Source organism: Actinomadura rugatobispora (genome assembly GCF_055379765.1).
In genome coordinates, this window is the sequence record NZ_AP029191.1 from 9,440,563 (window position 1) to 9,466,046 (window position 25,484).

General features: G+C 74.6%; 22 protein-coding genes. 13 read left to right on the forward strand and 9 right to left on the reverse strand.

The window, feature by feature from the left end:
- Window positions 1-87 precede the first annotated feature (87 nt).
- Complete coding sequence (locus ACZ466_RS42505; protein WP_378282391.1) at window positions 88-756, forward strand: TIGR03086 family metal-binding protein; 669 nt, start codon at window positions 88-90, stop codon at window positions 754-756.
- On the opposite strand, the gene ACZ466_RS42510 is transcribed toward ACZ466_RS42505, so the two are convergent.
- The 3 genes from ACZ466_RS42510 to ACZ466_RS42520 form a co-directional block, all read right to left on the reverse strand.
- Window positions 738-1,781: an MBL fold metallo-hydrolase gene (locus ACZ466_RS42510; protein WP_378282390.1), complete on the reverse strand. Its 1,044-nt coding sequence runs from the start codon at window positions 1,779-1,781 to the stop codon at window positions 738-740. The two genes, ACZ466_RS42505 and ACZ466_RS42510, sit on opposite strands and share 19 nt — an antisense overlap.
- Before the next feature lie 106 nt (window positions 1,782-1,887).
- A complete protein-coding gene (locus ACZ466_RS42515) occupies window positions 1,888-2,778 on the reverse strand; it encodes a hypothetical protein (protein WP_378282389.1) in 891 nt (296 codons plus the stop codon).
- 9 nt (window positions 2,779-2,787) lie between these two features.
- A complete protein-coding gene (locus ACZ466_RS42520; protein ID WP_378282388.1) occupies window positions 2,788-3,357 on the reverse strand; it encodes a TetR/AcrR family transcriptional regulator in 570 nt (189 codons plus the stop codon).
- Window positions 3,358-3,464: 107 nt separating this feature from the next.
- Here ACZ466_RS42520 and ACZ466_RS42525 point away from each other — a divergent pair, with 107 nt between their 5' ends.
- Both ACZ466_RS42525 and ACZ466_RS42530 read left to right on the forward strand, forming a co-directional pair.
- Complete coding sequence (locus ACZ466_RS42525) at window positions 3,465-4,376, forward strand: TIGR03620 family F420-dependent LLM class oxidoreductase (RefSeq protein WP_378282387.1); 912 nt, start codon at window positions 3,465-3,467, stop codon at window positions 4,374-4,376.
- Between the two features lie 103 nt (window positions 4,377-4,479).
- Complete coding sequence (locus ACZ466_RS42530; RefSeq protein WP_464041902.1) at window positions 4,480-4,995, forward strand: hypothetical protein; 516 nt, start codon at window positions 4,480-4,482, stop codon at window positions 4,993-4,995.
- Between the two features lie 40 nt (window positions 4,996-5,035).
- Here the strand turns inward: ACZ466_RS42530 and ACZ466_RS42535 are convergent, their stop codons facing one another.
- Window positions 5,036-6,376 (reverse strand): M20/M25/M40 family metallo-hydrolase, encoded by a 1,341-nt coding sequence (locus tag ACZ466_RS42535; RefSeq protein ID WP_378282385.1) that lies wholly within the window; start codon window positions 6,374-6,376, stop codon window positions 5,036-5,038.
- A 217-nt stretch (window positions 6,377-6,593) separates the two neighbouring features.
- On the opposite strand from ACZ466_RS42535, the gene ACZ466_RS42540 reads away from it, so the two are divergent.
- The 7 genes from ACZ466_RS42540 to ACZ466_RS42570 all read left to right on the forward strand — a co-directional run bounded on the left by ACZ466_RS42540 (window position 6,594) and on the right by ACZ466_RS42570 (window position 15,491).
- Window positions 6,594-8,210: a peptide ABC transporter substrate-binding protein gene (locus ACZ466_RS42540; protein WP_378282384.1), complete on the forward strand. Its 1,617-nt coding sequence runs from the start codon at window positions 6,594-6,596 to the stop codon at window positions 8,208-8,210.
- Window positions 8,211-8,216: 6 nt separating this feature from the next.
- Entirely contained in the window at window positions 8,217-9,143 is a 927-nt protein-coding gene (locus ACZ466_RS42545; RefSeq protein WP_378282383.1) for an ABC transporter permease, read from the forward strand.
- Window positions 9,144-9,168: 25 nt separating this feature from the next.
- The gene (locus ACZ466_RS42550; protein ID WP_378282382.1) at window positions 9,169-10,113 is read left to right on the forward strand and encodes an ABC transporter permease; all 945 of its coding nucleotides are present in this window, start codon (window positions 9,169-9,171) and stop codon (window positions 10,111-10,113) included.
- Window positions 10,113-11,135, forward strand: coding sequence for an ABC transporter ATP-binding protein (locus ACZ466_RS42555; protein WP_378282381.1), 1,023 nt, complete (start codon window positions 10,113-10,115; stop codon window positions 11,133-11,135). The genes ACZ466_RS42550 and ACZ466_RS42555 overlap by 1 nt, the downstream gene beginning before the upstream one ends.
- The gene (locus ACZ466_RS42560; protein ID WP_378282380.1) at window positions 11,128-12,162 is read left to right on the forward strand and encodes an ABC transporter ATP-binding protein; all 1,035 of its coding nucleotides are present in this window, start codon (window positions 11,128-11,130) and stop codon (window positions 12,160-12,162) included. Before ACZ466_RS42555 ends, ACZ466_RS42560 begins: the two co-directional genes overlap by 8 nt.
- Window positions 12,163-12,200: 38 nt before the next feature.
- Window positions 12,201-13,100, forward strand: coding sequence for a spermidine synthase (locus ACZ466_RS42565; protein WP_378282379.1), 900 nt, complete (start codon window positions 12,201-12,203; stop codon window positions 13,098-13,100).
- A 387-nt stretch (window positions 13,101-13,487) separates the two neighbouring features.
- Complete coding sequence (locus ACZ466_RS42570) at window positions 13,488-15,491, forward strand: ATP-binding SpoIIE family protein phosphatase (protein WP_378282378.1); 2,004 nt, start codon at window positions 13,488-13,490, stop codon at window positions 15,489-15,491.
- A 27-nt stretch (window positions 15,492-15,518) separates the two neighbouring features.
- Here ACZ466_RS42570 and ACZ466_RS42575 read toward each other — a convergent pair whose 3' ends face one another.
- The 4 genes from ACZ466_RS42575 to ACZ466_RS42590 form a co-directional block, all read right to left on the reverse strand.
- The gene (locus ACZ466_RS42575) at window positions 15,519-16,721 is read right to left on the reverse strand and encodes a hypothetical protein (protein WP_378282377.1); all 1,203 of its coding nucleotides are present in this window, start codon (window positions 16,719-16,721) and stop codon (window positions 15,519-15,521) included.
- 257 nt (window positions 16,722-16,978) lie between these two features.
- Window positions 16,979-17,809 (reverse strand): DUF4253 domain-containing protein, encoded by an 831-nt coding sequence (locus tag ACZ466_RS42580; protein WP_378282376.1) that lies wholly within the window; start codon window positions 17,807-17,809, stop codon window positions 16,979-16,981.
- A 161-nt stretch (window positions 17,810-17,970) separates the two neighbouring features.
- Window positions 17,971-20,373 carry an ABC transporter permease gene (locus ACZ466_RS42585; protein ID WP_378282375.1) on the reverse strand — a complete coding sequence of 801 codons (2,403 nt, stop codon included), beginning with the start codon at window positions 20,371-20,373 and terminating at the stop codon, window positions 17,971-17,973.
- Window positions 20,370-21,095 carry an ABC transporter ATP-binding protein gene (locus ACZ466_RS42590; RefSeq protein WP_378282412.1) on the reverse strand — a complete coding sequence of 242 codons (726 nt, stop codon included), beginning with the start codon at window positions 21,093-21,095 and terminating at the stop codon, window positions 20,370-20,372. Before ACZ466_RS42590 ends, ACZ466_RS42585 begins: the two co-directional genes overlap by 4 nt.
- A gap of 181 nt (window positions 21,096-21,276) precedes the next feature.
- Between ACZ466_RS42590 and ACZ466_RS42595 the strand changes: the two genes are divergently transcribed.
- On the forward strand, window positions 21,277-22,506 hold the full coding sequence (locus tag ACZ466_RS42595; RefSeq protein WP_378282374.1) for a sensor histidine kinase: 1,230 nt from the start codon (window positions 21,277-21,279) through the stop codon (window positions 22,504-22,506).
- On the forward strand, window positions 22,494-23,132 hold the full coding sequence (locus ACZ466_RS42600; protein ID WP_378282373.1) for a LuxR C-terminal-related transcriptional regulator: 639 nt from the start codon (window positions 22,494-22,496) through the stop codon (window positions 23,130-23,132). Before ACZ466_RS42595 ends, ACZ466_RS42600 begins: the two co-directional genes overlap by 13 nt.
- Here the strand turns inward: ACZ466_RS42600 and ACZ466_RS42605 are convergent.
- Window positions 23,122-23,805, reverse strand: a complete 684-nt coding sequence (locus ACZ466_RS42605; RefSeq protein WP_378282372.1) for a TetR/AcrR family transcriptional regulator — start codon at window positions 23,803-23,805, stop codon at window positions 23,122-23,124. The genes ACZ466_RS42600 and ACZ466_RS42605 overlap by 11 nt on opposite strands.
- Before the next feature lie 76 nt (window positions 23,806-23,881).
- Between ACZ466_RS42605 and ACZ466_RS42610 the strand changes: the two genes are divergently transcribed.
- Window positions 23,882-25,483: an ABC-F family ATP-binding cassette domain-containing protein gene (locus tag ACZ466_RS42610; protein ID WP_378282371.1), complete on the forward strand. Its 1,602-nt coding sequence runs from the start codon at window positions 23,882-23,884 to the stop codon at window positions 25,481-25,483.
- The last annotated feature ends 1 nt before the right edge of the window (window position 25,484 follow it).

Consider the following 25,484-nt stretch of genomic DNA (forward strand, 5'->3'; position numbering starts at 1 on the left):
GGAAGGTGTCCTGAAGGTCTTTCCAGGGCCGCCGCGCGATGACTTCGCCCCGTTTCCACGGTCGGTACGGGCGAAGGGAGAACCCCCATGACGGCTTTGGAGAAGGCATTGGAGAACGCCGGGAACGCCGAGGACGCGGAGGCGCTCCAGCGGTATGGCTCGCGGCTGCTGCGGCACGCCGCGGGATTCGCGCTGGAGACCCTGGACGCGCTCCCCGCGTTCACGGGCGACGACCTGCGCCGCCCCACGCCCTGCGCGGGCTGGGACCTGTGGATGCTCCTGCGGCACCTCGACGACTCGCTCGCCACCCTGCACGAGGCCGTCGCCCTGGGGACGGTACGCCTGGACGATCCCGGCACGGCCACGCCGGCGGCGGGGGAGCCCGGCGGCCTGGTCGCCGGGCTGCGGGAGCGGACGCGGCGGCTGGCGGCCGCCTGGTCGGACGCCGACCGGGACGGCCGCGTCGTCATGGTCGGCGGCTGCCCGGTCATGGGCGGGGTCGTGGCGGGCACCGGCGCGGTCGAGCTGGCCGTGCACGCCTGGGACGTCGCCCGGACGTCCGGGGCCGCGTGCGAGATACCGGCCCCGCTGGCGGAACGGCTGCTGCGCCTGGCGCCCCTGCTGGTGCCGGAGCACGCCCGCCAGGGCCTGTTCCGGCCGCCGGTCGCGGTGCCGGACGGCGCCGCCCCGGGCGACCGGCTGGTGGCCTTCCTGGGCCGCGACCCCGGCCGGTCCGTTCAGGCCCTGGGCGCGTAGCTCCGCACGCCGCCGTCGCTCACCTGGGAGTCCAGGACCCCCTGGTCGACCAGCACGTCGAGGTGGGCGTCGATCTCCAGGACGGCCAGCATGCGGCTGAAGACGTCCAGGTCGTCCAGCTTGCGCTGCCGCCGGGTCCACGGCATGGCACGTGCCACCTCGAACGCGGTCGAGTGGCCGGAGCGGACCTGCGCGGCGGCGATGTCCAGCCGCTCCCGGTGGTGCTCGATCAGCTCGTCGATCCGCGTGTGCACGCTGCCGGTGACCTGGCCGTGCGCGGGCAGCAGCAGCGTGTCGGGCATGTCCCGGACCACCCGCAGCGACTCCAGGTAGCTGCGCAGCGGCTTGGGCTCGGGCGCGGACTCCAGCCCGATGGAGGGCGAGATGTGCGGCAGCACGTGGTCGCCGGCGAACAGCAGGCCCGCCGCGGCGTCGCGCAGCACGACGTGGCCGCGGGTGTGGCCGGGCGTGGCGAACACGTCCAGGCCCCGCCGGCCCAGCGCGACCCGCTCGCCGTCGTCCAGCCAGGCGTCGGGGGCGGTGTCGAGCACCACGCCCTCCCCGCCGTCGCCGTCCATCGCCTCGACCTCGTCGGCCAGCGCCGGGGCGCCGCAGCCGCGCAGCAGCCGGGCCTGGCTGAGGTGCGGCCGGCCGCGGGCCGCGACCATCGCCTCGATCGAGAGGCTCTCGCCGCGCCCGATCCGCACCCGGGCCCCGAACGCCTCGCGCAGCGCCAGCGCCTGCCCGTAGTGGTCCCAGTGCGCGTGCGTGACCAGGAACTGGGCCACGTCCTCCAGCCGGTGGCCGAGCGTGCGCAGTCCGGCCGACAGCGCGGCCCTGCTGTCGGGCAGCGGCCAGCCGGAGTCGACCACGACCAGCCCGTCGGGGTCCTCGATCACGTAGACGTTGACCGAGTGCAGGCTGTCGATCGGCAGTTTCAAGGGGATCCGGTGCACGCCGGGGGCCACCGGGTGGGCCCCCGGCTCGGTCCAGTCCGCCGGTTGCTCCAAGGCCGGTACCGCCACCGCTGCCCCCTCCATTTTTAGAATCAGGTTCGGCCCGACGGTACTTCATGAATGTTTCCGGTTCGTACACCGGGGCCTGAACACAGGGGTTCCGGGAACGTGACGCTCAGCACGCGCGGGCGGCCTCACCGGCCCGGCGGTGCGCGTCGCCGGCCGCCTCCGCGGCCTTGTCGCGCAGCCGTTCGGCCTTGTCCACGCGCCGCGCGGCGGACTCCTGACGGGCGACCGCCCGGTCCAGCTCGCGGCGCAGCCTGCCCACGTCCGCGTCGGCCGACTCCAGATCATCGTGGGCCTCGCCGAGCTCCGCCTCACGGGCCGCGAGGTCGCGGTCGGCCTGCTCGGCCTTGCGCTGGGCCGCCCGGTGCGCCTTCTCCCGCTCGGCGCGCACAGTCTCGGCCTGCTTCTCGGCGGCACGGGCCGCCGCGGCCCCGCCGCCCTTGGCCGCCCTGCGCTTCTTCGGGGCCGGTGCCTCCTCCGGCTCCACGGTGGGTTCTGCGGGCTCGGCCTCTTCCCTGGGGGGCGGGAACCCCGTGAGGACGAATCCAGCGTGGCTGCGGGGCTGGGCCAGCCGGCCCTGCCGGACCTCCTCGGCCACGTCCGCGTCCACGGTGGCGGCCTGCAGGGTGTCCTCCACCTCCCGCACGGCGGGCTCGCGCAGCGGATGCCCGGCCTCTTCGGCCAGCTCCCGCGCCCTGCGCACCAGCAGCCGCACCAGCTCGCCGCGGCGCTGCTCCAGGCCGCCGATGCTCCCGCCCGACGCCCACGCCCCGCGCAACTGCTCACCGACGTCCAGGAGCCATCCCAGCTCCTCCCCGGCCGACCGGCCGAGGAGGTTGACCGCCCACGCGGACAGCGTCGGGCGGCGCAGCGTCCCGATCCGCTTGGCCAGCGCGGCCTCGCCCTCCGCACGGGCCTCCTGGACGAGGCGCTTGCGCGTCTCCATGAACGCGTCCGGGGCGACCCCGTAGAGCTCGTGCGCGGCGCTGGCGAAGTCCACGCCTGATCTCTACCCGCGCAGGGCGTCCAGCACGAGTCCGAGCAGCCGCTCCGGCCGCCCCGGGTCGGCCGGGTCCGGCTCGCCGGCGGCCAGCGCGACCCCGACCACGAGATCGATCATGTCCGCGGGGGAGACGTCGGGGCGGGCCGCGCCGGCGCTCCGGGCCCGGTCCAGGACGCTCGCCGCGGCGTCCCTGATCATCTGGTGGCAGTCGATGCCCAGACCGCCGCGCCCGTCCACCATCAGCTGCCCGGCCAGGCCGTGGTCGGTGCGCGCGTGCGCCAGGAAGGCCCGCAGCCAGAGGGCCAGGGCCTCGTCCGGCGACGCGGTCTCCCGCAGCTCCGCGGCGCGCGCGCACAGCCGCTCGATGCGGTCCTGGAGGACGGCGGCCTGCAGCGCCGCCCGGTTGGGGAAGTGGCGGTAGAGCGTGCCGGGGCCGATCCCGGCGCGGCGCGCGATCTCGTTCAGGGACGCGCCGGGGCCCTCGGCGGCGAAGGTCTCGCGGGCGGCCTCGACGATCCGCTCCCGGTTGCGCCGCGCGTCGGCGCGCGGCGCCCGCCCGTCCTGCGCTGTGGTCATCGCCCCATCCTCGGCGCCCGCCTCCGGCTGGCCAAACGGAGAAGTTCTCCGTATTGTAGCCCGGGACTAAGCGGAGAGGTTCTCCGGAAAGCTGTGAGGAGTGACCGATGACCGAAGACGCACGCCGGGCCCTGGGCCGGGTCGGGCTCTGGACGTTCGCGCTGGAGGGCCGGCCCGCCGGATGGGTCCGCGACGCCGCCGCCGAGATCGAGGACCTGGGGTACGGGGCGATCTGGTTCGGGGAGAGCTTCGGCCGCGACACCTTCGGGCAGGCCTGGCTGCTGCTGACGGCCACCAGCCGGGTGGTCGTCGCGTCCGGGATCGCCAACATCGCGGTGCGCGACCCGATCGCCATGGCCACCGCCGAACGCACCCTGGGCGAGGCGTTCCCCGGCCGCTACCTGCTCGGCCTGGGCGGCCACCGGGTCGACGACACCCCCATGCGACTGGACGGGTACACGATGCCCGTCGTCGGCCGCGCCGTGGCGTCCATGACCGACTACCTGGACCGGATGGACGCGGTGCCGGTGCACTCCGTGCCGCCCGCGACGCCGCCGCGCCGCGTCCTGGCCGCCCTCGGGCCCAGGATGCTGGACCTGGCCGGGCGCCGCACCTGGGGCGCCCACCCCTACTTCGTGCCCGTGCGACACACCGCGCAGGCCAGGGAGATCATGGGGCCGGACGCCTTCCTCGGCGTCGAGCAGGCCGTCGTCCTGGACACCGACACCGCCCGCGCCCGCGAGGTCGCGCGCGAGCACGTCGCCGGGTACGTGGGCCTCGCGCCCCACCAGGAGGCCAGCATGCGGCGCCTGGGCTACGGAGACGCCGACCTGGCGGGCGGGCCCAGCGACCGCCTGGTGGACGACATCGTCGCCTACGGGGACGCCGGCGCGATCCTCGAGCGCGTCCAGGAGCACCTGGACGCCGGCGCCGACCACGTCTGCGTGCAGGTCCTCACCGCCGACCCGGCCGAGCCGCCGCTGCCGCAGTGGAGGGAACTGGCCCCCGTCCTGCTGTGACGGCCCCGGCGCCGTCCAGAAGTTTCCGTTCACCCTCCCGCCGCGTGACGTTTCACCGCCCGCCGGCGCTGTCCTTACCAAAGGGCGAGGAGGGGCTCCAGGGATGCGCGACGGCGCGGGCGGTTATCTCGTCGTGGGCCGGAACGATCGGCCGTTACCGGAACTGTACGTGCTGCGCCCGTTCCTGCCCGCGGTCGCCGGGCACCGGGCGCTCGGCGACGGTTGGCAGATCTGGGAGCTGGGCGCCGACGCCGCCGTGGCCGACAGCGTGGCGCTGCTGGTCGACATCGCCGCCGCGACCCGCGCACCGGCGCTGCTGGGGTCGTTCCTGAGCGCCGGGCGCGCCGCGGTCGAGGGGTTCAGCGGTGCGGGCGGCTACTGGCGCGCGCTGGTCCCCGCCGGGCCCGGCGCCGCGCCGTGCGCCGTCGAGGAGATGGCCGGGCGCGCGGCGTGCTGGGCCGCCGCCGCGCGCCGCGCGGTCGCCGCCCGCCCGATCGCCGACTTCCTGCGGACGCCCCCGCGCACCCGTGCGGACGGGGTGGTCGAGGACCTGCTGTCCCTGCTCGGTCTCCCGGGCCCGGCGGAGGCCGTCCCGGAACCGGCCGCCGAACGTCGGTGACCGCCTCCGGCGCCCGCCCCCGCAGGCGCCGGCGGGCGTCTCAGCGGCTGTCCAGGAAACGGTCGAGGACGCGGGTGCCGAACCGGAGGGCCTCGACCGGGACCCGCTCGTCCACGCCGTGGAACATCCCGAAGTAGTCCAGCTCCGGGCCGAGCAGCAGCGGGGCGAAGCCGAAACTGCTGATGCCGATCCGGTTGAACGACTTGGCGTCGGTCCCGCCGCCCATCACGTACGGGACGGGGTGCGCCCCCGGGTCCTCGGCCCGCAGCGCGGCGGCGAGCGCCGCGAAGGTGGGCCCGGCGGGATCGGCCGCGGGGGCCTCCTCGTAGTTGACGAACTCGCGGGTGACCTTCGGGCCGAGCAGCCGGTCGACCGTGGCCAGGAACTCCTCGCCGGTGCCGGGCAGGTAGCGGCCGTCGACCTGGGCGTACGCCGTCCCCGGCACCACGTTGATCTTGTACCCGGCGTCCAGGCGGGTCGGGTTCGCCGAGTTGCGGATCGTGGCCTCGAACAGCCGCCCGGGCGCGCCCAGCCGCCGCGCCTCCTCGTCCAGGCGGTCGTGGTCGATGGCGGTGCCGAGGGCCTCGGCGAGGCCGTCCAGCAGGGCGCGGACGCCCGGGGTCAGCCGTACCGGCCACTCATGGGAGGCGAGCCGGGACACCGCGTGCGCGATCTCGGCGACCGCGTTGGCGGGCGCGGGCTTGGAGCCGTGCCCGGCCTTGCCGCGCGCGGTCAGCTTCATCCACATCGTGCCGCGCTCGCCGGTCGCGATCGGGTAGATCCGCCGGCCGCCGCCCGCGGCGACGCTGAACCCCCCGGACTCGCTGACGGCCTCGGTGCACCCGGTGAAGAAGTCGCGGTGCTCGCGCGCCACGTACCGGGACCCGTAGTCGCCGGTGCACTCCTCGTCGGCCAGGAACGCCAGGACGAGGTCGCCGCGGGTGCGCCGCCCCTCGCGCAGCCGCTGCCGCACCACGGCCAGCGTCATCGCGAGCGTGCCCTTCATGTCGACGGCTCCGCGGCCCCACACGCACCCGTCCCCGGCGATCTCGCCGGAGAACGGGTGCACGCTCCACTCGGCGGGGTCGGCGGGCACCACGTCCAGGTGGCCGTGCATCAGGAACGCGGGGGCGGACGGGTCGGTGCCGGGGATCCGGGCCAGCACGTTCGCCCGGCCGGGCGCGGACTCCACCACGACGGGGTCGGCGCCGGCCTCGTCCAGCAGCGCGGCGACGTGCTCGGCGGCGGGCCGCTCCGGGTCCGCGTCGCCCTCGCCGCGGTTGACCGTCTCGAAGCGGATCAGGTCGGCGCACAGCCGCGCGACCTCGTCGCCGGCCGCGGCCGGCCGGTCCCGTTCCCGCACCCGCGGTCCGGTCACCATCCCCGTCCTCTCGGCGCCGAACCGGCGCTATCCGAAGGGTTCCTTCGTTTCTGACGCGCGCTGACCTGTCGCTATGGCGATGGCCGTTGCCGGCATGGTCTCGATCCGATGAAGAATCGCCAGTCGCCGTACCGAAAACACGCCAACGGTACAACGCTGCGTGCAGCGCGCCGGGACGCCTCGCCCGGCGCGGGGCTCCCCGACACTGAGGAGGATCATGACCATCCTGAGGGGTGTGCGACCGGGCCTGGCCGCGCTCGCCGCGATGGCGCTCGCGGCGACGGCGGGGGTGGCGGCCTGCGGCGGCGACGGCGGATCCGGCGACGGGACCTTCACGGTCGGGCACAGCGAGCCCGACCACCTCGTCCCCGGCAACACCACCAGCAGCTACTCCTTCGACGTGCTGAGCGGGCTGTTCGAGAACCTGGTGGGGCTGAGCAAGGACGGCAAGCCGGTCAACCTCGCCGCCGAGTCGGTGGAGACCAAGGACCAGAAGGTCTGGACGGTCAAGATCCGGGCCGGGCAGAAGTTCCACAACGACGAGCCGGTCACCGCGGCCAGCTTCGCCGACGCCTGGAGCAACGCCGCCTACGGGCCCAACGCCTACGAGGCCAACGACTACTTCTCCCAGATCCAGGGGTACGACGAGCTCAACCCCGAGGACGAGAAGGCCAAGCCCGAGACCGACAAGCTGTCCGGGCTGAAGGTGGTGGACGACACCACCCTCGAGGTCACCCTGAAGGAACCGTTCAACCAGTTCCCGCAGCTGCTCACCTACCCCGCCTTCGCGCCGATGCCCAAGGCCGCCTACAAGGACCTCAAGGCCTACGAGGACGCGCCGATCGGGAACGGGCCGTACCGGATCAGCGGCAAGTGGGAGCGCAACCGCCAGGTCAAGCTGGTGCCGTTCAGCGGCTACACCGGCACGCGCAAGCCCAGGAACAAGGGCGTGACCTGGAAGAGCTACGCCAGCGCCGACACCATCTACACCGACCTGCGCGCCGGCCGGGTCGACGTGCAGCAGACCATCCCCGCGGCCAAGGTGCCCGAGGCCAAGCGGCTGCTGGGCGACCGGTTCCTGCCGCGCAAGACGGGCACCATCGACTACCTCGGCTTCCCGCTGTTCGACAAGCGCTTCGCCAGCCCCGACCTGCGCAAGGCCATCTCCATGGCCATCGACCGCAACGGCATCAACAAGGCCGTCTACAACGGCGACTACCTCGTGGCCGACTCGCTGCTGCCGTCCATCATCACCGGGTACCGCAAGGGCGCGTGCGCGGAGGCGTGCACCTTCAACCCGGCCGAGGCCAAGAAGCTGTACGACAAGGCCGGCGGATTCGAGGGGACGCTGGAGCTGTACTTCTCCAACGCCCAGCCGACCTACTACCAGTGGATGCAGATCGTCGCCAACTCCCTGAAGACCAACCTCGGGATCAAGGACGTCCAGTTCCGCCAGGTGCCCGCCGCCGACTACTTCGGGCTGCTGTCGCGGCGCGAGGAGAAGGGCCCGTACCGGCAGAACTGGGAGGCCGACTACCCCAGCGCCCAGAACTACCTGCAGAACATGTGGGGCAGCGCGGGCAACAAGATGGGCTGGGAGGGCACCCCCGAGAACAAGGAGTTCGACGGGCTCATCGCCAAGGGCAACGCCGCCGGCGACGAGCAGGACGCGCTGAAGTTCTACAACCAGGCCGAGGACCTCGCCCTCCGCGAGATGCCGCAGATCCCGCTGTGGACGTGGGCAGGGCAGGGCGGCCGTTCCGACAAGGTCGGCGACGTGACCATCACCCCGTACGCGGGCGGCCTGGTCGTCCACGAAGTGACGGTGAAGTAAGCGCAGATGTGGCGTTACGTCCTCCGGCGGCTCCTGCAGGCGATCCCCGTCTTCATCGGCACCACGCTGCTCATCTACGCGATGGTGTTCGCGTTGCCGGGCGACCCGATCCAGGCGCTCGCCGGGGACAAGCCGATCCCCGAGACGGTGCGGCAGACCCTCCGGGAGCGCTACAACCTCGACGACCCGCTGCTGGTCCAGTACGGCAAGTACATGCTGGGCCTGCTGCAGGGCGACCTCGGCGAGAACTACACCGGCCAGAAGGTCTCGGAGATGCTGAGCGGGCGGTGGGGCGTGACGATCCAGCTCGCCCTCACCGCCTGGATCTTCGAGCTGGTGGTCGGCATCGGGCTGGGCGTGTGGGCCGGGCTGCGGCGCGGGAAGCTGGCCGACACGCTGGTGCTGGGCGGCACCACCCTGATGATCGCCGTCCCGGTGTTCGTGCTCGGCTACACCGCGCAGATCCTGCTGGGCGTGCACTGGTCGATCTTCCCGACCGCCGGGACCGACGACGGCTGGCCGCTCAGTTATCTGCTGCCCGGCATGGTGCTGGGGTCGCTGGGGCTGTCGTACGTGGCGCGGCTGACCCGCACCAGCCTGGCGGAGAACCTGCGCGCCGACTACGTCCGCACCGCCCGGGCCAAGGGGCTCACCCGGGCCCGGGTGGTGGGACGGCACACGCTGCGCAACTCCCTGATCCCCGTGGTGACCTATCTGGGCGTCGACTTCGGCACGCTGATGGGCGGCGCCATCGTCACCGAGGGGATCTTCAACCTGCCCGGCATCGGCCAGCAGGTGTTCCAGTCCATCCAGCTGAAGGAGGGGCCGGTGGTGGTCGGCGCGGTCACCGTGCTGGTGCTGATCTTCCTGCTGGTCAACCTGGTCGTGGACCTGCTGTACGGGGTGCTGGACCCCCGGATCCGCTACGAGTGACGGCCGGCGACGAATGATGGTGAAGATGAAGGACGCGGACGACGGGCCCGCCCAGGGCGCCGCGGCGCCGGCCGTCCCGGTGGCGGGCGGCCCCGTGGTGGTCGGCGCGGTCGGCGGCGGCCGGCCCGCCTCGCTGTGGCACGACGCCTGGCAGGACCTGCGCCGCCGCTGGGTGTTCTGGTGGGCGGTCGCGGTGCTGCTGCTGGTCGGCGCGATGGCGGCGGCGCCCTGGCTGTTCACCGGCCGCGGCAGGAACGAGGGCTGCGACCCCAACCTGGCCCGGCTGGCGCCCGGCGGCGACCACCCGTTCGGCACCGACCTGGCCGGGTGCGACTACTTCGCGCACGTGGTGCACGGCGCCCGCCCGACGCTGTTCATCGGCGTCGCGGTGACGCTGTTCGCGCTGCTGATCGCGATGGTGTTCGGGATGCTGGCCGGCTACTACGGCGGGCTGCTGGACACGGTCGTCGCCCGGATCACCGACGTGTTCTTCGGGCTGCCGTTCGTGCTGGGCGCCACCGTCATCCTGGTCGCCTTCCCCGGCCACGGCGTCGGCGCGATGACGCTGGTGCTGGTGCTGCTCGGCTGGACCACGATGATCCGGATCATGCGGGCCCAGGTGATCGCCGTCCGGGACGCCGACTACGTGCAGGCGGCCCGGCTGCTGGGCGCCTCGGACCGGCGGATCATGCTGCGCCACATCCTGCCGAACGCGCTGGCCCCGGTGATCGTGGTGGCGACCCTGAACGTGGGCAACGTGATCTCCGGCGAGGCGACGCTGGACTTCCTCGGCGTCGGCCTGCAGTACCCGCAGGTGTCGTGGGGGCTGCAGCTGAACCTGGCGCAGTCCTACTTCGTCGACCACCCGCATCTGCTGATCTTCCCGGCGGTGTTCCTGTCGGCGACCGTGCTGAGCTTCCTGATGCTCGGCGACGCCGTCCGGGACGCCCTCGACCCGAAACTGCGGTGATGATGGCCGAGCCGAAGAAAGCCGGACCGGGCGCCGGGGTAGACGCCCCGCTGCTGGAGGTGGCGGACCTGCACGTGCGGTTCCGCGTCCGCGACCAGGACGTCCGGGCCGTCAACGGGCTGTCCTACACGCTGGCCGAGGGCGAGACGGTCGCGATCCTGGGCGAGTCGGGCTCGGGCAAGAGCGTGGCCGCGCAGGCGGTGATGGGCATCCTCGACAGCCCGCCGGCCCGGATCACCCACGGGTCGGTGCGGCTGCGCGGCGAGGAGCTGCTCGGCCTGCCGGAGCGGCGCCGCCGCCGGTACCGCGGCGACCGGATCTCGATGATCTTCCAGGACGCGCTGACCGCGCTGAACCCGGTGTTCACCGTCGGCGACCAGATCTGCGAGATGTACCAGGTGCACCGCGGGATGCGCCGGAAGGAGGCGAAGGCCAGGGCGGTCGAGCTGATGGAGCGGGTGCGGATCCCCTCGCCCCGCGAGCGGCTCGGCGACCACCCCCACCACTTCTCCGGCGGCATGCGCCAGCGCATCATGATCGCGATGGCGCTGGCGCTGGAGCCCGACGTGCTGATCGCCGACGAGCCCACCACCGCGCTGGACGTGACCGTCCAGGCGCAGATCATGCGGCTGCTGGCCGACCTCCAGGACGAGCTGCGCATGGGCCTGGTCCTCATCACCCACGACCTCGGCGTGGTCGCGGGCGTCGCGGACCGGATCGTGGTCATGTACGCCGGGTCGGTGGCCGAGCAGGCCCCGGCCGGGGCGCTGTACGCGCGGCCCGCCCACCCGTACACCAAGGGCCTGCTGGCCTCGGTGCCGCGCCTGGACCGCAGCGGCGAACGCCTCGTGCCGATCAAGGGGGCGCCGCCCAACCCGGCCGCGCTGCCCCCGGGATGCCCGTTCCGGCCCCGCTGCCCGCGCGCCGAGGACGTCTGCGCCGAGGAGCGCCCGCCGCTGGTCGAGGTCGCCCCCGGCCACGCGGCCGCCTGCCATTTCGCCGAGGAGGTGCACGGTGGCTGACGCCCCTTCGGGAGCCCCGTCCGGGGAGGCGCCGATCCTGCGGGTCGAGGGCCTGGTCAAGCACTACCCCGTCACCCAGGGCGTGGTGTTCAAGCGGGAGGTGGGCCGGGTCAGGGCCGTGGACGGCGTCGACCTGGAGCTGCGCCGCGGCGAGACCCTCGGCGTGGTCGGCGAGTCCGGCTGCGGCAAGTCCACGCTCGCCCGGCTGCTGCTGGCCGCCGAGCGGCCCACCTCCGGCACGGTCCGGTTCGAGGACCGCGACATCTTCGCGTTGCCGCGCCGCGAGCTGAGGGCCCTGCGCCGCCGCGTCCAGATGGTGCTGCAGGACCCTTACTCCTCCCTCAACCCGCGGATGACGGTCGGCGACATCGTCGGCGAGCCGTTCGCCGTCCACCCGGAGGTCGCGCCCAAGGGGGAGCGGCGCGCCCGCGTGCAGGAGCTGCTGGAGCTGGTCGGCCTCGACCCCGGCCACGCCGACCGCTACCCGCACCAGTTCTCCGGCGGGCAGCGGCAGCGCGTCGGGATCGCCAGGGCGCTCGCGCTGCGGCCCGACGTGATCGTGTGCGACGAGCCGGTGTCGGCGCTGGACGTGTCCGTGCAGGCCCAGGTGATGAACCTGCTGGAGGAGCTGCAGGACGAGCTGGGGCTGGCGTACGTGTTCATCGCCCACGACCTGGCCGCCGTGCGGCACATCTCGGACCGGATCGCGGTCATGTACCTCGGGAAGATCGTCGAGACGGGCGACGAGACCCGGATCTACGAGCACCCCACCCACCCGTACACGCAGGCCCTGCTGTCGGCGGTGCCCGTGCCCGACCCCGAGCGGGCGGGCCTGGACGGGCAGATCGTCCTGGAGGGGGACCCGCCGTCGCCGCTGGACCCGCCGTCGGGGTGCCGCTTCCGCACCCGCTGCTGGAAGGCGGAGGACGTGTGCGCCGAGCGGGAGCCGGCCCTGGAGGAGCGGGAGGGCTCCGCGCACCCGAGCGCCTGCCATTTCGCCGCCGAGCGGGCGGCCACGACCGGCTGATCTCCGGCGACCCTCCCAAAGCCCTAAAGTGGGGAGACATGGCACGGAAGGCACGGGGGGCGCGGCTCCGCTCCGATCTCCACAAGATCGACGGCGGTGAGGCCGAGCTGCTGCGCGACGCCGACCGCGACGGCGGATGGATGCTGTGCGTGGGCGGCGTGCCGCAGTCCTACGTGGACCTGTCCGACCCGACCTATCTCGACTTCGAGTACATGCAGTTGATGGGCGACGTCGTCGACTGCCTCGACGTCCGCGAGGACGCCGAGCCGGGGAGCGGGCCGGGGCCGGAGCGGCGGGCGCTGGACGCCGCGCACATCGGCGGCGCCGGCTGCACGCTGCCCCGCTACATCGCCGCCACCCGCCCCGGCTCCCGCCAGGTGGTCTTCGAGCCGGACGGGCGGCTGGTCCGGCTGGTGCGCGAGCGGCTGCCGCTCCGGCAGGTCCCCGGCGTCAAGATCAGGATCACCGACGGGCGGACCGGCATGGCCGCGCTGGCCGACGCGGCCGACGACCTGGTGGTCCTGGACGCGTTCGCGGAGGCGTCCATGCCGGTCGAACTCGCCACCCGCGAGTTCACCCTGGAGGCCGCGCGGGTGCTGCGGCCCGGCGGCGTCTACCTGATGAACGTGGCCGACGGCTTCCGGCTGCCCTTCGCCCGCCGGGTGGTCGCGACCGTCCGCTCGGTGTTCCGGCACGTGCTGCTGATCGGCGAGCCCGGCGTGCTGCGCGGGCGCCGGTTCGGGAACCTGATCGTGGCCGCCTCCCGGCACCCGCTGCCGGCCGCCGAGCTGACCCGGCGGGCCGCGGGCGGCGCCTTCCGGGCCCGGGTGATGGCGGGGGACGAGCTGGCCGGGTTCTGCGCGGGCGCCGCGCCGCTGAGCGACGGCGAGGACGTCGAGGCGCCCGTCCCCCCGCCGGAGGTCTTCGGCCGCTCGTGACCGAGCAGGGCGGTCCGGAGCCGGTGATGAGCCGTTCCACCGCATATTCCGTGCGGTAAGCCGCGGACCGCGCAGTTCCGCGAACCGATTCCCATTGGAACCGGCCCGGAGCTACCCGAACGCGACCGGGCGCCGCCGGAGAGTAACGGCCGTCAGGCTGCCCGGACGCGTTTCACGCGGATTCCGGGACGGCCCCCGCGACGCCCCCGAGCATGTCGCGGGCAAGGTGACCTGGGCCGATTTCCCGGCCGCCCGCCAAGGCCGAGTAACGTCCTGTCGGGTGCGCAGTCATGACCTGAGTGCGCCTTCGCGCATCCGCCTTCGCGGACACGCGCAATGTCCCATAATTGAGCGATGCAGTCGTCCACCCGAATTCTCATTCTCGGCATGGATGCGTCGGGCAAAATCCTCCAGTTCGATCGCAACGCCGCCGCCGTGCTCGCCGAGAATCCCGAGGACCTGCTGGGCGCCCGGCTGGGCGAGGTCATCGCCGGCGCGCAGGACCCGCTGGACGAGGCGCTGCGCTTCGAGCGGGAGCGCACCACCATGCTCACCGTCGAGACCCGGCAGGGCGCCACCTACGACGCCGTGGTCACCGTGCACCCGATGAGCGGCGGCCCGGCCCTCGCCGGCGGGCCGTCCCGCCAGGGCGACGCGGCCCCGGCCGCCCTGGCGGTCATCCGCGTCCCCGTCCCGCTGGCCGACCGCTTCCTGGACCCGGCGGTGATCAGGCGCGCCCTGCTGGAGGACTCGCTGCCCCGGCTCGGCGCCACCCTCGACCTGGAACTGCTGGCGCGCGGCCTGATGAGCGTGCTGGTCCCGCACTTCTGCAACTCCGGCGGGCTGCTGCTGATGGAGAGCCTCGTCGACGCCGACGAGGACCCGCCGCAGCAGCAGGCCGGCGGGTCGCCCGCGCTGCGCCGCATGGCGGTCGCGTTCGACGACGGCGACCAGGCCTGGGACGCCACCTTCCCCACCGGCGAGGTGCTCAGCTACCCCGAGGGCACCCCCTACGTGCGCTGCCTGCGGACCGGCGCCCCGGTGCTGGTGGGGCTGGGCGGCGAGGGCGCGTCCAGGATCGCCGACGCCTGGCGCCGGCCGCCGGTGTCCGACCTGCTCAAGGGCGCCTCGATGCTGATCCTGCCGATCTTCGCCGACGGCGCGATGCTCGGCTTCTTCGTCTGCACCCGCAACGTGGCGCACCGCCCGTTCGACGCCTACGACATCGAGATCGGGATGGAGTTCGCCAGCCGCGCGGCGATCTTCATCGAGAGCGCCCGCCGGTACGGCCGGGAGCGCGCCACCGCGCTCACCCTCCAGCGCAGCATGCTCCCCACCGGCCTGTCCGCGCCGTCGTCGGTCGAGGTGCACCACCGCTACCTGCCCGGCAGCCGGCTGATCGAGGTCGGCGGCGACTGGTACGAGTCCATCGCGCTGCCCGGCGGCCGGGTCGCGCTGGTGGTCGGGGACGTGGCCGGGCACGGCGTGCGGGCCGCCGTCACGATGGGCCGGCTGCGCACCGCCATCCACACCCTGGCCGCGCTGGAGCTGCCGCCCGCCGAGGCGCTGGAGCGCCTCGACTCCCTGATGCGCACCCTCGGCGAGCGCGAACCGCACTTCGCCACCTGCGCCTACGTGGTGTACGACGCCGTCAGCGGGCGGTGCGAGGTGGCCAGCGCCGGGCACCTGCCCCCGCTGCTGGCCCCGCCCGACGCCGACGCGCGGTTCCTGGACGTCCCGCCCGCCCCGCCGCTGGGCGTCGGCGACGGCCCGGTCGTGACCCGCGAGTTCACCGTCGAGGACGGCACGCTGCTGTTCCTCTACACCGACGGGCTGGTGGAGAACCGGGCCCGCGACATCGACGACGGCCTGGCCCGGCTGCGCCGCACGTTCGCGCGCGGCGCCGCGGCCCGCCCGCTGGAGGACCTCTGCCAGGCCACCCTCGACGGCGTCTTCGACGACCAGCACCGCGACGACATCGCCATGCTGGTCGCCCGGCTGCGCCGCATCCCGGCCGACGACCACGTCTCCTGGGAGCTGCCCGCCGACCCCGCCGCCGTCCGCCGCGCCCGCGGCCTGATCCGCGCGCGGCTCGGCGAGTGGGGGCTGGGCGACCTGTCGCCGACCACCGAGCTGCTGGCCTCCGAGCTGGTCACCAACGCCATCCGGCACGCGGGCGGGCGGCTCACCCTGCGCCTGGTCCGGGAGGGCGGGCTGGTGTGCGAGGTGTTCGACTCCTCCGACGGCCGCCCCCGCATCCGCCACCAGGAGGACGCCGACCCCGCCGAGTCGGGCCGGGGCCTGCACGTGGTGGGGCGCCTGGCGCAGCGCTGGGGCGTCCGCCGCACCGCCCGCGGCAAGGCCGTGTGGTGCGAGCAGGAGCTGCCCTGAACCTTCCGGGGGCGCCGGCGCGGGCGGTCAGCGCAGCACGGAGATGTGCACGTGGTCGTAGTGGTTCTGGGTGATGCTGCCGCGGTCGGCCATCGGCCGCCAGCCGCCGCCCCGCACGTTCCAGATGTGCTGCTTCCAGATCACGTAGGAGATGCCCAGGCGCCGCGCGTTGGAGACGGCGTACTGCGCGACCTGGTCGCCGTGCCGCGCCGCGCTGGAACTGGGCATCCGCCCGCCCACGCTCTCCATGAAGTCGCACGCCCGCCCGTGCGCGTGGTCCTGCGCGTCCGCGCCGCTGCGGAAGCAGCCGATGGTGGGGAACGGGCCGTACATCTGGTCCAGCTCCATCACCAGTGAGCGCATCGTCGGCGTCATCAGGTTGCCGGTGATGAGCGACCGCGTCCCGCGCACGCCGTCCGGCCGCCCCGTCACCTGCGGCTGCCGGCGCGCCGACCCGCCCCTGGACGGCGTGTTCGCCGGGGCGTTGAGCTGCGCTATCCGGGTGCCGCGCGGCAGGATCCGCTGCAGCTTCTTGGTCAGGGCCTTGGCGTCGGTCTTGGGCGCGCTCACCACCAGCGCGTTGCCCTGGGGCATGCCGAGCGCGCGGGCCTGCGACCGGGACACCACCGCGTCGACGTCGCCGATGCCCATCGCCGCGTAGGCGCCCACCCGCACCTGGCCCGGCCGGTCGCTGCGCCCCGCCTTCACGACCCCGCCCAGCGGCAGCGACCCGTCCTGGCTCATCGAGAACGACACCGCCAGCCCGCCCGTCGCGATCGTCTGCCACAGCTGGTCGGACTCCGCCGACTGCGCCGGGACGAACGAGCGGAACGACGACGGGTCCACGCCCAGCAGCCCGACCCGGCGCCCCGCCACCTGGGCCCGCGCCGCGTCCACCACGGTGACCCCCGCGACGCCCTTCACCCGCTTCGCCCGCTCCACCGCGTCCGGCGGGAGCGTTCCGGTGCCCGCGATGAGCAGATGGGGGGTGTAGCGCTTGGTCAGGGGCGCCACCGGAGGCGCCTGGTCCGCCGCGCCGCCGGTGACGGAGACCAGGCGGTCGGTGCCCGCGGGCTCGTCGCCCCCGGACCGCTTGGAGACGACCACGACCAGGTCGGCGACCAGCGTGACGGCCAGCGCCGCCCCGATCACGGTGGGCAGCGCCCTGCCCGTCCTCCTCCCGGACCCGCCGATGCCCGTCCCGCCCCTTCGTGACCCGCGCGTCCGCACCCAGCCTCCTGTCATCGCGGGGGCGACCCCCCAAGCCCTCCACGCCCCACGCAGGGGCACCCCCGCGCACCCGAACCGCACCGGGGAAGCGCGGCCCTCGGACATCGCCGAGAGGGCGCCTTCGGGCAGGGAGGGGCGTCCGGGGGCCGGGTCGCGGCGAGGAGGGGCTCGCCGGCGGTCGGTCCCGTGCGCCGCATATTAGACAGCGAGGCGAATGCCCCGCCACCCGAGGCCGATCAGCGGACCGCTCGCACCGGTCAGTCCCACCAGAAGGACCACCAGGTCTTGCCGCGGATCTCCTCGGCGTAGCCGGTCAGGGTGCCGGGGCCCTGGAAGAGGATGTCCGGGCAGAAGGCCCAGTGCTCGGCGGCGACGTGCACCGCCTGGCGGGTGGTGACCGGCGGGGCGGCCACGCTGAGCTCCAGCGTGTTGAAGCCCAGCCCGATGACACGGGCCCCGAACCGCTCCTCCCAGCTCCGCACGACCGCCGCCAGGGGAGCGGTCCACTCGTTGTGGTTGAGCGCCCCCTGCCACCCCAGCGCGGCCAGGGCGTCGGCGCCGCGCTCCACGGCGGCCAGCCCCAGCGACATGCCGCGCCGCGCGAGCACGCGCGCGTGGCGGTCGGCCAGCGCGTCGGGGTCGTCCAGCAGGTGGGCGGGCTCGGCGGGCCCCGGGCAGTGCAGCCCGAACGGCGCGAGGTCGTCGACGTCGTCCTCGGACGCCTGCTCCGCCCAGTCGCCCCACACCTCGTACATGAACGCGCCCGGCGCGTAGTTGTCGATGTCGGCGACCGGCTCGGGGGCCACCTGCCCGGCCGCCCACGGCTGGTCGGACTCGTCCAGCAGCAGCGGCCACAGCCCCGACCCCGGGTGCTCGGTCCGCAGCCGCGACCACAGCTCGCCGCTCACGGGGTCGTCGCTGAGCCAGAACGCGGGGCGCAGCACCAGCTGGTGCTGCGGGTATCCGGGGTCCGGCCAGACCACGTCCCCCTCGGGCAGGCCCGCCGACAGCGTCCGCTCGACGGTGGCGTCGGCGAACAGCTGGGGCAGGTTGCCCGGCAGGGCCGGCCGGAGCTCTAGGTCGTCCATCTCTCGCCGTTCGGGTGCGCGTCGTGCCAACGGGGATCTTGGCACTCCCGAGATGTTAACGGCGTCGGCCCCGCCAGGGGGACCAGCCGCCAGGTTCGGTCGGCCCGCCGCGCCGGTCACCGCGCGGATCACGATCTGGTAGCGGGGGACGAGGGGTCGGGTCAGGGGGTTCCGGGGGAATCCCCGCGCAGCAGCGCGCGGGCGGGCAGGAGCATCGCGGCGGCACCGGAACCGGCCACCAACAGCAGGACCAGCGCCGCCGGGACCGGCGGCACCGAGGGGAGCGGCAGCCCGGTGACGGCGGTCGCGAACACCAGCAGCGTCACCGCCGCGATCAGCGCCCCCGTCGCCAGCCCCGTGCCGAGCACGACCACCGCCTCCAGGCGCAGCGACCGCAGCACCTGCCGCCGGGTCGCGCCCGCCAGCCGCAGCAGCGCGAACTCGCCGCGCCGCGCCGCCGTCGCCGTCGCCAGGGTGGTGACCAGGCCGATGACGATGAACCCGCAGATCGCCGCCACCACCACGCCGCTCAGGAAGCCCTGGAGGCGCAGCTCCTCGGAGACCCGGGCGCCGAACGCCCCGGCGGTGACGACCCGGGCCCCGGCGTAGCGGGCGGCGACCGGCCGCAGGTCGGCCTCGCCGGACACCAGGACGTGGTCGTCCAGGGGGGACGTGGCGTGCGCGGCGACCAGGTCGCGGGGGAGCAGCACGTCGCCCAGGCCCAGCCCGCGCTCGTAGATCGCCACCACGCGCGGCCTGAGCCGGGTGCCGTCGCCGAGCCACAGCGGCTTGATCGCGCCGACCCGCGTCCCGCCGGCCACGTCCCGGCTGAGCGCGACCGTCTCGCCGCGCAGCTCGCCGAGGCGGCCGGAAACCACGCCGGGATCGGTGGTGGCGGCGAGCCCGCCGGCGCCGACGCCCCGGGCGGGCAGCGAGCGCAACTGCTTCTCTCCCAGCTCGTTGACCGCCATCACCACCGTCGTGCGCTTGACGGCCGTCGCGGCGGTCACCCCGGGCGTCGCCCGCACGGCCGCCGCGGCCTCGGCGGGCAGCCCCGGCCCGGCCGAGACCAGGACCTGGGTCGCGCGCGTGGCCTCCCGGGCCTGCACCTCCGTCGCCCGCACCATCGTGGACTGGACGAACAGCTGCACGCCCGCGAACGCCACCGCCAGCGCCACCGGCGTCAGCACCGCACCCGCCCGCAGCGCCGCCGCGCCCGCCGCGTGCGCCGCCAGCCCGCCCGCGACCGGATCGAGCCGGCGGACCGTGCCGCCGAGCACCCGCACGCCGATGCGGGCGATCAGCGGGCCCAGGAACGCCGTCGCGATGATCAGGGAGATCACCAGGCCGCCCACCGACACCGCGGCGGTGGCGCCGGAGGTCGCCGCCGACGCGCCCAGCGCGCTCAGGCCGAGCACCAGGAACAGCCCGCCGGCGCCCACCCGCCAGCGCGGCAGCCCGGGGCGCTCCACGGCCGCCTCACCCAGGGCCTGGACGGGGCGGATCCGCGCCAGGCGCAGCGACGCCAGGAGCGCGGACACCGCCGCCGTGAGCACCGCGATCAGCAGCGCCGCCAGCGCGGGGAGCGGGCTCAGGGACAGGCCGAGGCCGCCGGGCAGCACGCCCCTGCCCGCCATCGCCGCGTGCATCGCGGCACCGGCGGGGAGCGAGAGCGTCCCGCCGAGCAGGCCCGCGGCGACCGCCGCCCGCACGTTCTCCCGGACGATCTGGGCCCGCACCTGCCCCGGCGTCGCGCCGACCGTCCGCAGCAGCGCGAACTCGCGGGCGCGCTCGCGGATCGACAGCGCGATCAGCCCGCCCGCCACCACCAGCGTCGTCATGACGGCCACGGAGCCCAGCGAGGCCCCCATCTCGACGACGTCGGGGCGCGCCGTGGCGACACTGAGGTCCTCGGCGTCCCCGCGCGCCGCGCCCGTGAGGACCTTCAATCCCGGGACGGCCTCGCGCAGCGCGGCGGTCTCCGCCCCGCCGCCCGTGTAGACCAGCAGCGCGTCGGCCTCGGACGGGCGGCCGCTCAGCGCGACCGCCGTCTCCGGGGCGAAGTACGCCCCCTCGGCGACCAGCCCGGTCACCGTGTACGGCCGCGGGGCCCCGTTCACCTGCAACATCACGCGCCGGCCGACCGCCGCTCCCGACGCCTGCTCCAGGGCGACCTCACCGGCCGTACGGGGAGCGCGTCCGGTGCGCAGCGAGGCCAGGCGGCTCCAGTTGTGCCCGGTGAACGCCCTGCCGTCCGCCGCGGCCACGGGGAACGACACGTCCGCGACCACGTCCCGGACGCCGGGCACGCTCCTGAGCCGCTGCGCCGCCGCGACCGGCACGCGCGCACGCTCGGTCAGGGGCCGCCGCTGGGTCTCCGGCTCCGACCCCGGCTGCTTGATCAGCATCGAGACCGACTGCGGGGCCGTGACGACCGCCGCGGCCTCCCCGTACCGCGCGACCGGGGCGTGCGCCCGCAGCGCCGACTCCAGGAGCACCCCGAACGTCCCGATGAGCACCGCCGCGAACGCCAGCGCGACGAAGATGCCGTGACGCGTCTTCACAGCGACTCCCAACGCCGCGAAACCTCGGCGGCCGTGGGCGAGGCCAGCTCGTCCACGATCCGGCCGCCGCTCAGGAACACCACCGAGTCCGCCCAGGACGCCGCCACCGGGTCGTGCGTCACCAGCACGACGGTCTGCCCGGCGGCGTCCACCGCCTCCCGCAGCAGGCGCAGCACCTCCCGCGCCGTGCGCGGGTCCAGCGCGCCCGTCGGCTCGTCGGCGAACACCACCTCCGGCTCGGTGATCAGGGCCCGGGCGATCGCCGCCCGCTGCTGCTGGCCGCCCGACAGCTCCGAGGGACGGTGCGCGGCGCGGTCGGACAGCCCCACCCGCCGCACGATCCCGGCCAGCCGCGCCGGGTCGGCCTCGCGGCCCGCCAGCCGCAGCGGCAGCGTGATGTTGTCCGCCACGCTCATCGTCGGGATCAGGTTGAACGCCTGGAAGACGAACCCGATCCGCTCCCGGCGCAGCCGCGTCCGCTTCGCCTCCCTCAGCGCGCCCAGGTCGACGCCGCCGATCCGGACCGTGCCCGAGGTGGGCCGGTCCAGTCCGGAGGCGCAGTGCAGGAACGTGCTCTTGCCCGACCCCGACGGGCCCATCACGGCGGTGAACCCGCCGCGCGGGAACGCCCAGGAGACCTCCTTCAGCGCGGTGACCTCGCCGTAGGTCCTGGTCACCGCCTCCAACTGGACCGCGCAGGCCGTGCCCGTGCGCGCCGCCATCGTCTGCATCACCTCGTCCACCCTTCTCACCTGCATGAACGTAGGCCGAGGGGCGGTGCCGGCACATGGGCGCGCGCCCCCGGATCGGTGGTGTAGCCCGCTACACCATGGATCCGGGGGTGCGTGACAGCGACGTCCGGGCCTGCCGTGCCTTACGGTTTCGGGGGAGATGAGACGAACCGTGAGACAGGCCCTCAGACGCAGCGGCGACGCCACGCGCTATCTCGCCGCCGGGCTGCGGACCGCGCTGCCCGCGCTGGCGGGCATGGCCGCGCTGCCCGTCGTGCTGTTCCTGTCCGTCACCCTGATCGCGCTGCCCTGGCTGCCCGACGCGCTGCGGCCCGTGCGCACCCTCGCCCGCGCCGAACGGCGCCGCGCGGGGAAGGCGCTCGGCCGCGAGATCCCCGAGCCGTACGAGCCGACCCGGGGCACCGGTCTGGTGCAGAGTCTCAGGCTGCTGCGCTCCTCCGCCACCTGGCGCGATCTCGCCTGGATGCCGCTGCACGGCGTCACCGGCCTGGTCATGGCCGTACTGGCGATCTTCATGTGGCCGGCCGTGCTGTACTCGCTGAGCCAGCCGCTCTGGTGGTGGGCGGCGCCGGAGGGCTCGCAGTCGGCGTTCATCGTGCTGGACAGCTGGCCCAAGGCGCTGACCATGCCGTTCGTCCAGGCCGCGGTGGAGATCGCCATCCTGGTCTGGGGGGTGCCGAGGCTGGCGCGCGGGCAGGCCAGGCTGGCCGAGCTGCTGCTGCGCCCCACCCGCCGCTCCAGCCTGACCGAGCGGATCGAGGAACTCGCCGAGACCCGGGCCGAGGCCCTGGAGGCGCACGGCGCCGAGCTCCGCCGCATCGAACGCGACCTGCACGACGGCACCCAGGCCCAGCTCGTCGCGGTCGCGCTCCGCCTCGGCCTGGCCGACCGCCGCTTCGACGCCGACCCCGACGCGGCCCGCACCCTCTTCCTGGAGGCCCGGGACGGCGTCGAGGAGGCCCTCACCCAGCTCCGCACCGTGATCCGCGCCATCTACCCGCCGATCCTGTCCGACCGCGGCCTGCCCGGCGCCATCCGGGCCCTGGCCGCCGGGCAGCACATCCCCGTCCACCTGGACGTGCCCGACCCGGGCCGCGCGCCCGCCGCCGTCGAGGCCGCCGCCTACTTCGTCGTGGCCGAAGCGCTCACCAACATCGCCAAGCACAGCGGCGCGGGCCGCGCCGAGGTCTCGCTCCGGCGCACGGCGGGGTCGCTGCGCGTCCTCGTCCGGGACGACGGCAAGGGCGGCGCCGACCCCGCGGCCGGCAGCGGACTGGCCGGGATCCGCCGCCGCGTGGCGGCCCTGGACGGGACCACCCGCCTCGACAGCCCCGCCGGGCGGGGAACGACCCTGGAAGTGGAGCTGCCGTGCGGATCGTGATCGCCGAGGACAACGTCCTGCTGCGCGAGGGCCTGGTGCTGCTGCTCACCTCCGACGGCCACGAGGTCGCGGCGGTCGCCCACGACGGCCCGGCCGTGCTGCCCGCGCTGCTGGAGCACCGGCCCGACGTCGCCGTCCTGGACGTGCGCCTGCCGCCGGGCTTCCGCGACGAGGGCCTGCGCGCCGCCATCGCCGCCCGCAAGGAGATCCCCGGCCTGCCCGTCCTGGTCCTGTCGCAGTACGTCGAGGAGACCTACGCGGCCGAGCTCCTGGCCGGGGGCGCCGAGGGCATCGGCTACCTGCTCAAGGACCGCGTCGGCCGGGTCGAGGAGTTCCTGGACGCCCTGCGGCGGGTGGCCGACGGCGGCACCGCCCTGGACCCGGAGGTCGTCTCCCAGCTCATGTCCACGCGCGGCGACCCGCTGCGCGCCCTCACGCCGCGCGAGCGCGAAGTGCTGGGGCTGATGGCCCAGGGCCTGGACAACGCCACGATCGCGAGCACGCTGGTCATCACCGAGCGGTCCGTGAGCAAGCACATCGGGGCGATCTTCACCAAGCTGGGGCTGCCGCACACCGACTCGGGCCACCGGCGCGTGCTGGCGGTGCTGGCCTACCTCAACTCCTGAGGCGGCGCCCGGCGCCGGCCGCGGCGTGCGGCGCCATGCCGTCCAGGAGGTAGGCCAGGCCCTGCGCGAACGCGGCGTCCCAGTCGCTGCCGCTGAGGTGGCCGTGCTCGGCGAGGCTGGGGTAGCGGTCGCGCTCGCGCCGCAGCAGCGCGTCGGCCGCCTCGCGCTCGGCGGCCTCGTCGCCGCCGCCCGCCTGCGTCAGCGCCGCCCCGATCACGTAGTTGGACAGGCCGGAGGCGGCGGCGACCAGATGCGGGCCGCGGAAGCCCGCCGCGACCAGCGTGGCGTGCATGAACTCGGTGCGGGCCAGCACGTTCGGGCCCAGCAGGGGGCGGCTGAGCAGGGCCGCCGACCAGGGGTGGCGCAGCATCGCGGCGCGCCACTCGCCGAGCAGCGCGGTGACGGCCTCCCGCCAGCCGGTGCCGTCCGGCGGGATCCGGGCCTCGCCGAAGATCGCGTCGAGGGCCAGGTCGAGCACGTCGTCCTTGGTCTTCACATGCCAGTAGAGGGTCGTGGAGCCGGTGCCCAGGCGCTCGGCGAGGCGGCGCATGGTCAGCCGCTCGTGTCCCTCCTCGTCCAGGAAGGCCACGGCCTCGCCGACGATCCGCTCGCGGGTCAGCGGCGGGGACTCCCGCCGCGGCCGCTCCTCCCGTAGCCACACGCTGCCGCTCATGGGGCGGGAGTCTAGTACATTGGCCCGGTAGTGGATCGTCGGTCTAGAAACTCGAACACTGTACGAGGAGGTCGCCGTGGGGCATGTCGACGTGAGCCGCCTGACCTATGCGCTGCCGGACGGGCGGCCCCTGCTGAACGAGGTCTCCTTCCGCGTCGGCGACGGCGTGAAGGCGGCCCTCGTGGGGCCCAACGGGGCCGGGAAGACCACGCTGCTGAGGCTGATCGCCGGTGATCTGCGCGCGGCCGGGGGAACGGTCTCGACCTCGGGCGGGCTGGGCGTGATGCGGCAGTTCATCGGGAGCGTCCGGGACGGCGGGAGCGTGCACGACCTGCTCCTGTCGGTGGCCCCCGCCCCCGTCCGCGCCGCCGCCGGACGCCTCGCGCGGGCCGAGCGGGAGCTGGCCGAGGACGAGCGGTCGCAGCTCGCCTACGCCCAGGCCATGGCCGACTACGGCGACGCGGGCGGCTACGAGATCGAGGTCGTCTGGGACACCTGCGCCACGGCCGCCCTCGGGCTGCCCTACGACGAGGTGAAGGGCCGAGCGGTCACCACGCTGTCGGGCGGCGAGCAGAAGCGGATCGTGCTCGAGGCGCTGCTGCGCGGCCCCGACGCGGTGCTCCTGCTGGACGAGCCGGACAACTACCTGGACGTTCCAGGCAAGGAGTGGCTGGCCGAGAGGCTGCGTGGCGTGCCCAAGACCGTGCTGCTGGTCTCCCACGACCGCCGCCTCCTCGCCGACGTCGCCGACCGCGTCGTCACCGTGGAGTCGGGCGACGTGTGGGTGCACGGCGGCGGCTTCGCCGGCTACGCGCAGGCGCGCCGCGAGCGCACCGAACGCCTGCACGAGCTGCGCCGCCGCTGGGACGAGGAGCACGCCAGGCTGAAACAGCTCGTCCACACGCTGCGGCAGCGGGCCACCAACAACGACGCGGTGGCCTCCTCCTACCAGGCCGCCCGCACCAGGCTGAAGCGGTACGAGGAGGCGGGCCCGCCGCGCAGCGCCCCCAAGGAGCAGAACGTGCGGATGAGGCTGCGCGGAGGCCGGACGGGCAAGCGCGCGCTGGTGTGCGAGTCGCTGGAGCTGACGGGCCTGCTGCGGCCCTTCGACTTCGAGGTCTGGTACGGCGAGCGGGTGGCGGTGCTCGGCTCCAACGGGTCGGGGAAGTCGTCGTTCCTGAGGCTGCTGGCGGGGGAGGACCTCTCTCACTCGGGCGTGGCGCGGCTGGGCGCGCGCGTGGCGCCGGGCCTCTTCGTCCAGACGCACACCCGGCCCGACCTGCACGGGCGGACCCCCGCCGAGATCGTCATGAGCGAGTACGCGCTGGTCCGCAACGACGCGATGGCGGCGCTGGCCCGGTACGAGCTGGCGCCCGCCGGGGCACGGCCGTTCGAGACCCTCTCGGGCGGCCAACAGGCCCGGCTGCAGATCCTGCTGCTGGAGCTGTCGGGCGCGACGCTGCTGCTCCTGGACGAGCCCACCGACAACCTCGACCTGGCCAGCGCGGAAGCCCTGCAGCAGGGGCTGGAGTCGTACGAGGGCACGGTCCTGGCGGTCACGCACGACCGCTGGTTCGCCGACGACTTCGACCGCTACCTCATCTGCGGCGCGGACGGGCGGGTGCGCGAGTCCGCCGAGCCCGTCTGGCGTGACGAGGCCCTGGCCGGGGGATCCTGAC